At 64.2% G+C, this 11826-nt stretch carries 10 protein-coding genes and 2 pseudogenes; 8 read left to right on the top strand and 4 right to left on the bottom strand.

All coding sequences use genetic code 11. The features are described 5' to 3' along the window. Positions 1 to 189 precede the first annotated feature (189 nt). Positions 190 to 941: pseudogene (locus tag HAP54_RS39795) on the top strand (IS5 family transposase). Positions 942 to 1010: 69 nt separating this feature from the next. Here the strand turns inward: HAP54_RS39795 and HAP54_RS39790 are convergent. Then, the gene (locus HAP54_RS39790; RefSeq protein ID WP_166296518.1) at positions 1011 to 2345 is read right to left on the bottom strand and encodes an IS1182 family transposase; all 1335 of its coding nucleotides are present in this window, start codon (positions 2343 to 2345) and stop codon (positions 1011 to 1013) included. Positions 2346 to 2547: 202 nt separating this feature from the next. Between HAP54_RS39790 and HAP54_RS39785 the strand changes: the two genes are divergently transcribed. From HAP54_RS39785 to HAP54_RS39770, 4 genes are all read left to right on the top strand, one after another. Then, a complete protein-coding gene (locus HAP54_RS39785; RefSeq protein WP_018271177.1) occupies positions 2548 to 2799 on the top strand; it encodes a hypothetical protein in 252 nt (83 codons plus the stop codon). Between the two features lie 199 nt (positions 2800 to 2998). After that, positions 2999 to 4489, top strand: a complete 1491-nt coding sequence (gene guaB, locus HAP54_RS39780; protein ID WP_166306884.1) for an IMP dehydrogenase — start codon at positions 2999 to 3001, stop codon at positions 4487 to 4489. A gap of 732 nt (positions 4490 to 5221) precedes the next feature. Continuing rightward, on the top strand, positions 5222 to 6244 hold the full coding sequence (locus HAP54_RS39775) for an NADP-dependent oxidoreductase (protein WP_166296515.1): 1023 nt from the start codon (positions 5222 to 5224) through the stop codon (positions 6242 to 6244). 144 nt (positions 6245 to 6388) lie between these two features. Then, positions 6389 to 6652 carry a hypothetical protein gene (locus HAP54_RS39770; RefSeq protein WP_166296512.1) on the top strand — a complete coding sequence of 88 codons (264 nt, stop codon included), beginning with the start codon at positions 6389 to 6391 and terminating at the stop codon, positions 6650 to 6652. A gap of 6 nt (positions 6653 to 6658) precedes the next feature. Here HAP54_RS39770 and HAP54_RS39765 read toward each other — a convergent pair whose 3' ends face one another. Next, a complete protein-coding gene (locus tag HAP54_RS39765) occupies positions 6659 to 7498 on the bottom strand; it encodes a metallophosphoesterase family protein (RefSeq protein ID WP_166296509.1) in 840 nt (279 codons plus the stop codon). Between the two features lie 135 nt (positions 7499 to 7633). After that, positions 7634 to 7738 (bottom strand): annotated as a pseudogene (locus HAP54_RS39760) (IS5/IS1182 family transposase); the annotation flags it as partial. 219 nt (positions 7739 to 7957) lie between these two features. On the opposite strand from HAP54_RS39760, the gene HAP54_RS39755 reads away from it, so the two are divergent. Next, positions 7958 to 9163, top strand: coding sequence for a serine hydrolase domain-containing protein (locus HAP54_RS39755; protein ID WP_166296506.1), 1206 nt, complete (start codon positions 7958 to 7960; stop codon positions 9161 to 9163). Positions 9164 to 9438: 275 nt separating this feature from the next. Here the strand turns inward: HAP54_RS39755 and HAP54_RS39750 are convergent, their stop codons facing one another. Then, on the bottom strand, positions 9439 to 9876 hold the full coding sequence (locus HAP54_RS39750) for a hypothetical protein (protein ID WP_166296503.1): 438 nt from the start codon (positions 9874 to 9876) through the stop codon (positions 9439 to 9441). 149 nt (positions 9877 to 10025) lie between these two features. Between HAP54_RS39750 and HAP54_RS39745 the strand changes: the two genes are divergently transcribed. Then, complete coding sequence (locus HAP54_RS39745) at positions 10026 to 10448, top strand: MAPEG family protein (protein ID WP_166296500.1); 423 nt, start codon at positions 10026 to 10028, stop codon at positions 10446 to 10448. 22 nt (positions 10449 to 10470) lie between these two features. Continuing rightward, complete coding sequence (locus HAP54_RS39740) at positions 10471 to 11778, top strand: RsmB/NOP family class I SAM-dependent RNA methyltransferase (RefSeq protein WP_166296498.1); 1308 nt, start codon at positions 10471 to 10473, stop codon at positions 11776 to 11778. The last annotated feature ends 48 nt before the right edge of the window (positions 11779 to 11826 follow it).

Raw genomic sequence — 11826 nt, 5'->3', positions numbered from 1 at the left:
TCCCACATACGAACTTGTTGAACGTCCGGATCGAAGACAGCCAGCCGGAACGACCGGCCCCCCTAAGGGCCTGGCCGTGATCAGACGGCGGCCTGCAGCGTCCGTGCCTCGGGAACGGCTCGTTCGCTCGACTAGGGCCTGTTTGGATTCCGGATTCTCATCCTGGCTTGGTTGTGATTCAAGCTTGGGATGGACCGATTCGTTTTGACTGATGCCCAATGGGCGAAGATGGAGCCGCTTTGTCTTGGCAAGCCGGGTGATCCCGGCCGGAGCGGCAATAACAACCGGCTGTTTGTCGAAGCCGTGCTGTGGATTGCGCGCACGGGCAGTCCGTGGCGCGATCTGCCGCGCGCCTTCGGCAACTGGATAACCGTGTACACGCGCTTCCGCGACTGGGCCAAGGCGGGCGTCTGGAAGCGCATGTTTGATGCGGTCTCGGACGAGCCGGACATGGAGTACGTCATGGTTGATGCCACCATCGTCAAAGTCCACCGCCACGGACAGGGCGCAAAAGGGGGACGCAAAACCAGGCGATCGGCCGCTCGAAAGGCGGAATGACCACCAAAATCCTGGCACTGACCGACGCGCTCGGCAATCTCCTGCGTTTCGTGCTGCTGCCAGGACAGCGCTTCGACACGGTCGGCGTCCCGCCGTTGATCGAAGGGCTGACCTTCGATGCGATGATCGCCGACAAGGCGTTCGACAGCAACGCCATCATTGCCGACCTCGACGCACGCGGCGCCAAGGTCGTCATCTCCCAGCACCCGCGGCGCGCAAAACCTCTCGCCATCGACGCGGAAATCTACAAATGGCGACATCTGATCGAAAGTTTCTTCTGCAAGCTCAAGGAATTCAAGCGGATCGCCATGCGAGCCGACAAAACAGATATCAGCTTCGAAGCCATGATCAATCTCACCGCCGCTGTGATAAATTCAAGATGAATCCAAACAGGCCCTAGGAGCCCGTCCAGATATGTTTTCGTGACGGGCATTTGTTGTAGAGTAGCAGGCTCAGGCTGCGTTTGCGAGGTTGAACAGCTTGAGGAGGTTATGGACGGTGCAGATCATTGTCCACTCGGCGCGCACTTTCTCGATGCCCCGCAACAGGAACTGGCGGAAGCCTCTTGCCTGTTTGATCTGCCCGAACACCGGCTCCACCACTTGCTTTCGCAATCGGTAGGGTGTTTCGAAGCCGCCATCGTCGATCTTCTTTCGCATGGCCTGTGTCAGCGGGCCGCCGACTTTTCCGTTCGCTACTGTCGGGTGCTTGGCGCGTCCGGGCGCGACATAGCCATCGATGCTGCGTGTGTCGAGCGCTTCGAGATTGGCTTCGCTGCAGTAGCCGGAATCCGCTGAGGCCTGCCGCGGCTTGCGGCCAAGATTGCTCTCGATGGCCTCGATCAGGGGCACCAACTGGCCCTGATCGCTGCCGTGCTGGGTCAGTTCTTGCGCGACAATGATCTGGGCATGTGCATCGACGGCCGCCTGGGCATTATAGGCCTGAACGAAGCCATCCTTCGACTTCATGATGCGGCTTTCCGGATCGGTGAAGTTGCGTTGCGCCTTGGGATTGGGTTCCTCCGATGGCAGCGCCGCCGGTTTGCCCGGCTTCTTGCGGCCTTCGGCCTGGCGCTGCTGTTCCTTTTCGGCCTCGATGCGGCGCTCTTCCTCCGCCGCCAGTTTGGCGTCCGCTTCCAGCGCCGCCATCGCTTGCTGGATCTTCGCCAGCCGTTTCTGCTTGTCGACGGTCCAGTCCGGCAGTTCGTCGCTGTTGCCGAAAGTATCATCCTCCGAGGCATCCGCCGCCTCGGCGGCCGCCAGCATGCGAGCGACCTCGGCCTTCAATTCCGCCTCGCGCTTCTTCATGCGCTCATAACTCATCGCCTTGTGTTTCGACGCGTTCGCCTTGATCTTCGTACCATCCAGCGCGACATGACCGAGCTTGACCAGCCCGGCCGTCTCGCACAACTTCAGAACCTGCACGAATAGCGCGCCGAGCGCCTTCAAATGTCGCTTGCGAAAGTCGCTGATCGTCCGAAAATCCGGCGCATCCAGCGCCACGATCATCACAAAATCGTTCCGCTCCCGGCAGGCCTTGGCAATCCGACGCGACGAATACAGCCCACTCGCATAGCTATGCAGCAGCAGCGCCACCATCATCCGCGGATCAAACGGCGGCTGCCCAAGCCCGCTCACATAGCTGCCCATGATCTCCCTGAGATCGAGGCTCTCCCGCACCAGATCAACCATAAACCGCGAGACATGGCCTTTCGGCACGAAGTCCTGCACATTCGGCGGCAGAAGCAGCGTCTGATCGATGTTCCAAGGCCGAAAATACTTGCTCATCGCCCAATGTTGAATCAGACCCGACCAGATTTGAACAGCGACTATCCAGACAAGCTCCTAGTGGTTCAGTTGAAGGTTCAGTTGAAAAAGGCGGGGCGAGGGGGCCATTCATCCTGCCTCCGGCGGCGCTATTGCGGAACCGGCCAAACGCCCTAAATCCTGCCTGACGCTGGTATGCATCCGCCAGCGTTTGAGGTCTGCCGTGATCTACGTCCTTGCCGCTCTGCTGCCGCCGATCGGGCTGCTCCTGAACGGACAGCCGTTTTCGGCCATCTTCAACCTGGTCCTGATCGTGTTTTGCGCGGTTTTCGGGCTGTTTTTCCACGTGTTGCTGCTGGTGCCGTCGGCCCATGCGGTGATCGCGGTGCATATGAAGCGGGAGGACCGCCGCCACCGCGAGATGGTCGAGGCGATCCGCCGGCACGGGCCGCCGCCGGGTTACCGGGCCCCCTGAATTGGCGCCGTAAGCTGCCGGGCGCCTTAAAAAGCCTGTGCATGGCTGGCAAACGCTTTGATTCGTCATCCCGCCATGCTATCGACCCGCGTCAACCCCATCGATGGGCTCCGATTCGACGGTGACGCAGCAAGCGTCGCCGCGGACGGCGTTCATCCGTAAGACCATTGCGGCGGATGCCGCAGATAAGGAGTTGGCAATGGCCACGGGATTTCAGGCTATCCGCGAAGCCTACACGTTCGACGATGTGCTTCTGAAGCCCGGCCTTTCGGACATCCTTCCCTCGGAGGCCGACATTCGTTCGCGCGTCACCCGCGCGATCCAGCTCAACATCCCGATCATGGCGTCCGCAATGGACACCGTCACCGAGGCGCGGATGGCGATCGCAATGGCGCAGGCCGGCGGCCTCGGCGTCATCCATCGCAATTTCGACCCCGAAGGCCAGGCCGCCCAGGTGCGGCAGGTCAAGAAATTCGAATCCGGCATGGTGGTCAATCCGCTCACCATCGGTCCCGACGCCACGCTGTCGGATGCGCTCTCGCTGATGAAGGACCACGGCATCTCCGGCATCCCGGTCGTGACCGGTGCGGCCAAGAATTTGCCCGGCAAGCTGGTCGGCATCCTGACCAACCGCGACGTGCGCTTCGCAACCGATCCGCGGCAGAAGGTTTCGGAGCTGATGACGCACGAAAACCTCGTCACGGTGCGCGAGGGTGTCAGCCAGGACGAGGCCAAGCGGATGCTGCATCAGCACCGCATCGAGAAGCTCGTTGTCGTCGACGATCAATATCGCTGCGTCGGCTTGATCACCGTCAAGGACATGGAAAAGGCGGTCGCCCATCCGCTCGCCTGCAAGGACGCGCAGGGCCGGCTGCGTGTCGCCGCCGCCACCACGGTCGGCGAGACCGGTTATGAGCGCACCGAGCGGCTGATCGATGCCGGCGTCGACGTCGTCGTGGTCGACACCGCGCACGGCCACTCGCGGCATGTGCTCAACGCCGTCAACCGCATCAAGCGGCTCTCCAATGCGGTGCAGGTCGTCGCCGGCAACGTCGCCACCGAAGGCGGCGCGCAGGCGCTGATCGATGCCGGCGCCGACTGCATCAAGGTCGGCATCGGCCCGGGCTCGATCTGCACCACGCGCATCGTCGCCGGCGTCGGCGTGCCGCAGCTCACCGCGATCATGGACGCGGTGGCGGCGGCGAAGAAGGCCGACATTCCCGTGATCGCCGATGGCGGCATCAAATATTCCGGCGACCTCGCCAAGGCGCTCGCCGCCGGTGCCGACATCGCGATGGTCGGCTCGCTGCTCGCCGGCACCGACGAGACGCCCGGCGAAGTCTTCCTGTGGCAAGGCCGCTCCTACAAAGCCTATCGCGGCATGGGCTCGGTCGGCGCGATGGCGCGCGGCTCGGCCGACCGCTACTTCCAGCAGGACATCAAGGACACGCTGAAGCTCGTGCCTGAAGGCATCGAGGGCCAGGTGCCCTACAAGGGCCCGGTCGGCAATGTCATGCATCAGCTCGCCGGCGGCCTGCGCGCCGCGATGGGCTATGTCGGTGCCAAGAATATTGCCGACTTCCACGACAAGGCCGAGTTCGTCCGCATCACCGGTGCGGGCCTGCGCGAGAGCCACGTCCACGACGTCACGATCACCCGCGAAGCTCCGAACTATCCGGGCGGGGTGTAAGCGCCTCGTACGTCATTCCGGGATGGTCCGAAGGACCAGACCGCAGACACGCAATTGCGCAGGATGATGGCGCAAGCGCCACAAACGGGGCTGCCGTCAACTGAGGCGGCTTTACCATCCATTTCGTTCGGCTTGTTTTGCCATCTCACGCAGATGGCGAGCCAGCTCCAAGTAAATCTCTCGGGCGGCATGGTCGTGCACGCTTGCTGCCTTTGCCTCGGCTTCTTCGGCTTGGAGTCGGTACTCTTCCGCTTTCGGGTTTGGCATCCGGCATCAGGTCGGTGACTGCAATCCGGGTGAGGTCAACCAGTCTGTCATGTACGCCGCGGCTTCACGCTGCCGCGCCCTTCGGATCAGGGCTTCGCGCTCGACACCGTGCGGCATCTTCCCGGCCCGCGCGCGCAACTCTTCGGCTTCAATCGTCAGTCTCTCTTCGAGCGACAGGTCGTGCTTTACGCGGTGTCGGAGTTGTCCCATGCATTTTCCCTTTTCGGTTCCTGCCCGGAACGCAGAGTCTAATTGTCAGGCAGCCGTAAGGTTCCAATGCCCCTCAAATCTGCTCCACCACGAATGCCGATGCCGGGCGGGCGCATCGTCTCGAAATGACGGCCGTCATTTCAAACAGAATTTCAAACAAGTGCGGGCGAAAGAGCAAATCCATCTCCCTTGCGGGGAGCTGGATTGCGTGACTACGTGTCCGCCACGAACCAATCACCTCAAGAGGAAATCAGCATGTCCCAAGGAAAGCGCATCGTTCTTGCCTCGCGCCCGCATGGCGAGCCCACGCCGGCCAATTTCAGGCTCGAGGACTACACGCCGCCGGTGCCGGGCGCAGGCGAGGTGCTGCTGCGCACCATCTGGCTATCGCTCGATCCCTATATGCGCGGCCGCATGGCCGACGGCCCGTCCTATGCCGCACCGGTGCCGGTCGGTGGCGTGATGGAGGGCGGCACCGTCAGCGAGGTGGTCGCCTCGAACAATCCCGGCTTTGCCAATGGCGATATCGTGCTGTCGCGCGCGGGCTGGCAGACCCATGTGCTGTCCGACGGCAAGGGTCTCGCCAAGATCGATCCGAAGATCGCGCCGATCTCGACCGCGGTCGGTGTGCTCGGCATGCCCGGCATGACCGCCTATACCGGCCTGCTCGAGATCGGCAAGCCGCAGGCGGGCGAGACTGTGGTGGTTGCGGCCGCGTCCGGCGCGGTCGGCTCGGCGGTCGGCCAGATCGCCAGGATCAAGGGCGCGCACGCGATCGGCATCGCGGGCGGCAAGGACAAATGCGCCTACGTCAAGAACGAGCTCGGCTTCGACGAGTGCCTCGATCACCGCGATCCCAACCTTGCGGCCAAGCTCAAGGAAGCCTGCCCGAAGGGCATCGACGTCTATTTCGAGAATGTCGGCGGCGCGGTGTTCGACGCGGTGTTTCCGCTCCTCAACGCGTTCGCGCGGATCCCGGTGTGCGGCCTGATCGCGCACTACAACGACACCGAGGCGCACGCACCGAAATGGGCCGGCGCGATGATGCGCAACATCCTGACCAAGCGGCTGACCTTCCGCGGCTTCATCGTCAGCGACTTCGCCGCCATGCACGGCGACTTCCTGCGCGACATGTCGCAATGGGTGCGCGAGGGCAAGGTCAAGTACAAGGAGTTCGTGACCGAGGGGCTGGACAGCGCGCCGGAGGCCTTCATGGGCCTGCTCAAGGGCGCCAATTTCGGCAAGCAGCTGGTCCGGGTCGGGCCGGACAGAGCGTGAACCGGGGGGCTTTCACCTCCCAATCCGCGCAATAAAGTGTCAAAAACGCCACTATGACGGGATTTTGGGGGCTTTTTGGCCCCCATTCGCTTGACTGGGAACCGGAGCAATTGAAACAATATGGCTATATTTCAGAGTGTAGCCATGGTTTTTGAGCTTATTGTTTCCGGGGTCATTCTCCTCGCAGTCGGCTATTGGGCGACGATGTTCGTCATGGGCCGGCGCGACGACGTCTTGCATGGAAAGTTCGTGGAGCAGGAGGAGGACGCCGAGCCGCCGCGGCGCCAGATGCCGCCGCTGCCGCGCGCACGGCCCGTGGTGCAGGCCGCACCGCAGCCGAGCAAGGACTCGCTGCAGGCGCTGCTCACCGTCATCAAGCAGGACCTGCACGACGCGGCGCGGAGCTGACGCCTCTCAGGCCACCGGCTCTTTGCCGAGCAGCATGTCCAGGTCGACATCGACCTGGCCCTTGGCCCTGACGTGGCGGACCTCGAAACTGTCTGGCTGGAAACGGTACTCGACGAAACCAACTTCCTTGACGCCGATCCACTCCTGCTTGGCGTCGGGGACGGTGAAGCCGACCGAGGGCGCCCAGACATGTCTGATGTGCTCGAAAGTGTAGTCGCGGCGTTGGTGCACATGGCCGCAGCCGACCAGGCGCCAATCGACCTTGCCGAACATCTCGATCAGGCGCCGCCGCGCCGGTTGCGGCACGTAGCGGAACGAGGTCGCCTCGCGCTCGGCATCGTAGGGCACGTCGAGATAGAGCGGCTTGTGTATGAACAGCGCGACCGGCTTGCCGACGGCCTTGTCGAGTGCGGTGGCGAGCCAGTCGAACTGCTCGGCCTCGCTGTCGAGGCCGGTGTTCATGATCAGCGAGTTGAGGCCGATGAAGCACCAGCCGGCGGCGTCGAAATGCCAGCGGTCCTCGCCGACCACCGAGGTGAAGGCGTCGCAGGTCGCTTCGCTCGGCAGTTGCGCCGGCACCGCGCCGACCGCGGTCGGGTTGTCGCCGATGTCGTGATTGCCGGGCAGATAGAGGCAGTCGACCGGCAGCGCGGTGTGCAGCTGTTTGGCGAACACCAGATCGTCGCGGCTGTTCGGCCCGTCGAACGAGACGTCGCCGGAGTTGAGCACGAGGTCGGGACGCGTCGCGTCGATGTGCTCACTGACCCGATGAAAGTTGTCGATGAGCGGTTTGTGGCGGCGCGCGAGATGGGTGTCGGAGATTTGTGTCAGGCGAAATTGGGGCATGCATCGATCCTTTCGCACCAATCATAAGCCGGCGCGGAAGTCGGAACGATGACGATTTCAATGACTTATTCGATGCTCTGTTTGATGTCTTGTTTGATGACTTGTTCGATAATTTGGCGCGGGCCGGCGCGGGAGCTAGGACGCGGACTCATTGGCGCGCAGCCCTAGCCTGATCGATGCGAGTTGAACGAAGGCAAGGTAGTTGACGGCGGGCTTGTCATAGCGCGTCGCAACCCGCTTTGGTCGCGATGCGCCCGAAAGCGGACGCGTTATGCTCACTCTGAGTTTTGTCGTTCGTGACCCTGAGCGGACATTCATCCCCTGACGGGGCTATGTCTCCGCAACGGTCGGCCGTCAGCATGCCAGCGGGACAAGACCACGTCAAACCAACTTGATTTGCTTTGCAAACGCGCCGTTCCCGGGCGATTTGGCGTCGTCTCAACGAACGAGGGGGTATTCATGGCCAATCCTGCACCGACGAATGCCGCTGATGACACCGATCCGGCGCGGGTGGCTCCGGATATCACGAACACAACACCGGAAAACCAGGCGCCGACCTTCCGCAACCAGGACCAGATCTGGCCGCACCGCGTCTTCCGGCGCGGCGACGCAGTGCGGCCACTGCCACCGCACGCCCGTTCGCTCGCGGACCTGACGTTCGAGGTGGGCGGGGTGCGCGTCGGCCTCAGCGACTACATGGCCCGCCGCCGCACGGCTGGGCTGCTGATCCTGAAGCGCGGCGAGATTGCGCTGGAGCGCTACGGCATGGGCAACGGCCCGGAGAGCCGGTGGGCCAGCATGTCGACCGCGAAGTCGATCACCGCGACGCTCGCCGGGGCTGCGCTCCACGATGGCGCGATCGGCAGCCTTGACGATCGCTGCGAGCAATACCTGCCGCGGATGCGCGGCTCGGCCTACGAGGGCGTCACGATTCGTAATCTCCTGCGGATGTGCTCCGGTGTGGCCTGGCGCGAGGAAAACGATGCAGACGGACGCTCAGAGGACTATCGCCTCGGCAAGGCCATGGTGAGCCGGCGGCCAGGGTCCGTCCTGGACCTCCTGTGCAAACTGCCGCGTGCTCATCCGCAGGGCGTCGTCTTCAACTATTCGACCGGCGAGAGCTGCCTGATCGGCGCGCTGGTCGTGGCCGCTACGGGCCGGCCCTTGGCCGACTACTGCGCTGAGAAGATCTGGGGACCTGCCGGCATGGAGGCCGACGGATATTGGCAACTCGAGTCCGAGGGCGGGCTGGAGCTCGCCGGGTTTGGCGTCAGTGCGCGCCTGCGCGACTTCGGCCGCTTCGGTCAGCTGGTGCTGGAGGATGGCGAAGCGTTCAATGGCCGACGGGTGCTACCGCCCGGCTGGCGCGATCTCGCTGGACAGCCCGACAGCGCGCCCACTGGCTTCGGTCGGCTCATGCCCGGTTCACCGGCGGGATACGGCTATCACTGGTGGGCGGTGCCGCCCTTGCCGCGCGGCGTCAACAACGGTGCCTTTGCGGCGAATGGCGCCTTCGGCCAGTTCATCTTCGTCAATCCGACCGAGCAGGTGGTCATTGCACTTCAGAGCGCGTGGCGTCAGCCTCGCGACAGCGACGCCGCGGTCGAAAACATCGCGATGATCAGAGCCGCGGTACGCGCGCTCCAAACGGAGCCAGCGTCGTAGGCCGCGGCGCGGCGACTTCCGTCGCTAGCCTGGCCGACTGGTGGAAACATTACTCCGCGGCGCCGGACCGTCAGCCGTGTCCGGTCGAATTAGCACCGGGAGTCGACCCTGGCGGACAAGCCGACAATAAGAGCCGCCTACGGGCGGCGCTATCGGCCAATGTCCGGAATTGGCCCGAAGGCGAAGTGCCGCGATGTCCGCTCCCGCGCCGCTGTTGGGGGAGAAGCAGACATCTGGTGGCCGAGTCGCAGCAACCGACTTTACGAGTACGCACCCTAGATCGCCAGCTGCTTGATCGAGGGCGGGGGCGGGGCAGGCGGACCGAGGCGGCGTCCGAGCAATCCGGTGTCGGGCAGATTGGTCCCCGTGACTGATGGTGTCGCGGTGAGCCCGAAATAAGCGAGCGCATCGCGCCTGACATCGTAGACCGCAACGCCGATCAGGGTCAGCACCAGCGCCGCGGCGAGCCCATGCCTGACCATGTCGCGCGTCGAGCGATAGCCGCTGCGGAAATAGATCGAGAGCAGGATTGCGACCAAGAGCGCCGCGGCGACGCCTGCGAGCCCCGACATCACCATGCCGAGCCCGCCATCGGCTGCGTCATCGAACCAGCCGGTGGGGGGATCGATCGCCTGCAGCAGGGGTGTGGTGATATCGCCGAGAGTTTCGGTCGCCTGGGCCGCGCCGTCGAAAATCCGGGAGATGATGCTCATCGCGTCATCCATGAGGGGCTGAAACCGTCGTAACTCCTGAGAGTTGGTCATCCAGGCTCGGATGATGGTTCAACGGGCTCCACAGCTGCTTGATTGCGCCGGGCGGGGTTGGCGGCTAAGAGGACGACCGGGCGCTGAGGGAGATTCTGATGTCAGTTCAAATGGTTCTGTTACGGGTCTTCATCCAGATTGGGCTCACCTTCGCACTCCTGTTCGCGATGGCGACGACGCGCACCAGGGCGCTGACGAGCGGCGAGACCAGGATCAAGGACATTGCGCTGCGCGAGCCGAACTGGCCGGCCGGCGCCACCAAGTTCGGCAATTGCTTTGCCAACCAGTTCGAGCTCCCGGTGCTGTTCTATGTCCTGATCGCCATTGCGCTGCCGTTGCGCCGTGCCGATTTGTTCATCGTGCTGATGTCCTGGGTATTCGTGGTCACGCGCTTTGCCCATGCCGGGGTGTTCGTCACCTCCAACGACGTGCGGCCGCGCTCGCTCGCCTGGTTCGCCGGCGTGCTGGTGCTGGCGGCGATGTGGCTGTATTTCGCGCTCAAACTGCTGCTGCTGATCTGACGCGCCCAACCGAAAGAGACCAATGACCCCCGCTGCCCGGCTTTCCGCCGCGATCGAGTTGATCGCCACCATCGACGCACAGCGCATTCCCGCGGCGAAAGCGCTGAAGGAATGGGGCACCGCGCACCGCTATGCCGGCTCCGGCGATCGCGCCGCGATCTCCGGCCTGATCTGGGACGTGCTGCGCCGGCAATCCTCCGCGGCCTGGCTGATGGAGGATGACAGCGCCCGCGCGCGGGTGATCGGCATGCTCAAGCTCGAACGCGGCATGGATGTCGCCACGATCGCTGCGCTGTGCGACGGCGGACGCTTTGCGCCTGACGCGCTGACCGCGACCGAGGAGGCCGCGCTGGCCTCGCGCTCGCTGAAGGATGCGCCGGCGCCGGTCGCGGGCGATTATCCGGAATGGCTCGATCCCTATCTGGCAAAAGTGTTCGGCGAGGACCGCGCCGCGGAAGCGACTGCGATGGCGAGCCGCGCGCCGCTCGACCTGCGCGTCAACACGCTCAAGGGCAAGCGCGAGAAGATGCTGCCGCGATTGCATCATTTGGGTGCGAAGGAGACGCCGTGGTCGCCGCTCGGCCTGCGCATCGAGCTCGGCGCCGACGCGCGCAATCCCGGCATCCATGCCGAGGAGGATTTCATCAAGGGCGCGATCGAGGTGCAGGACGAGGGCTCACAGCTCGCGGCGCTGCTCTCGGCCGCCAAGCCCGGCGAGCAGGTGATCGATCTCTGCGCCGGCGCCGGCGGCAAGACGCTGGCACTCGCCGCGATGATGCAAGGCAAGGGCCGGCTGATCGCGACCGACAGTGACAAGCGCCAGCTCGTGCCGATCCATGAGCGGCTGTCGCGCGCCGGCGTGCACAATTGCGACGTCCGCACGCCGCGCGGCGAGGAGGAGGTGCTGTCCGATATCAAGGCGTCCGCCGACCTCGTGCTGATCGACGCGCCGTGCACCGGCACCGGCACCTGGCGCCGCAATCCCGACGCCAAATGGCGCATGCGCCCGGGCGCGCTCGAGGTGCGGCTGAAGGACCAGGCCGAGGTGCTGGAGCGCGCCGCGCCGCTGGTGAAGGGCGGCGGCCGCATCGCCTACATCACCTGCTCGGTGTTATCAGAGGAGAACGGCGAGCAGGTCAAAGCGTTCATCGCGCGGCATCCGGAGTTTGCGGTGCAGCCGCCGGAGCAGACCGCATCCGTGCTGTGGGACAAGGCCGAGACCTTTGCCGAGGCCGCGCTGCAATCGGCCGAGGGCTGGCTGATGACGCCGCGCCGCACCGGCACGGACGGGTTTTTCGTCAGCATCCTCAAACGCCAGGCGTCATCCTGAGGTGCACGCCGAGCGGTGCGCCAGCAACGCTCGGTGGGCCTCGAAGGA

The sequence above is a fragment of the Bradyrhizobium sp. 2S1 genome (genome assembly GCF_011516625.5).
Classification (GTDB): domain Bacteria; phylum Pseudomonadota; class Alphaproteobacteria; order Rhizobiales; family Xanthobacteraceae; genus Bradyrhizobium; species Bradyrhizobium septentrionale.
This window is presented reverse-complemented; position numbering and strand designations above follow the sequence as displayed.

What these genes read in the sequence shown, in the direction of transcription:
- HAP54_RS39790 (WP_166296518.1), bottom strand. Translation starts at nt 2,345, where the DNA reads ATGAGCAAGTATTTTCGGCCTTGGAACATCGATCAGACGCTGCTTCTG.
- guaB (WP_166306884.1), top strand. Translation starts at nt 2,999, where the DNA reads ATGGCCACGGGATTTCAGGCTATCCGCGAAGCCTACACGTTCGACGAT.
- HAP54_RS39775 (WP_166296515.1), top strand. Translation starts at nt 5,222, where the DNA reads ATGTCCCAAGGAAAGCGCATCGTTCTTGCCTCGCGCCCGCATGGCGAG.
- HAP54_RS39770 (WP_166296512.1), top strand. Translation starts at nt 6,389, where the DNA reads ATGGTTTTTGAGCTTATTGTTTCCGGGGTCATTCTCCTCGCAGTCGGC.
- HAP54_RS39765 (WP_166296509.1), bottom strand. Translation starts at nt 7,498, where the DNA reads ATGCCCCAATTTCGCCTGACACAAATCTCCGACACCCATCTCGCGCGC.
- HAP54_RS39755 (WP_166296506.1), top strand. Translation starts at nt 7,958, where the DNA reads ATGGCCAATCCTGCACCGACGAATGCCGCTGATGACACCGATCCGGCG.
- HAP54_RS39750 (WP_166296503.1), bottom strand. Translation starts at nt 9,876, where the DNA reads ATGAGCATCATCTCCCGGATTTTCGACGGCGCGGCCCAGGCGACCGAA.
- HAP54_RS39745 (WP_166296500.1), top strand. Translation starts at nt 10,026, where the DNA reads ATGTCAGTTCAAATGGTTCTGTTACGGGTCTTCATCCAGATTGGGCTC.
- HAP54_RS39740 (WP_166296498.1), top strand. Translation starts at nt 10,471, where the DNA reads ATGACCCCCGCTGCCCGGCTTTCCGCCGCGATCGAGTTGATCGCCACC.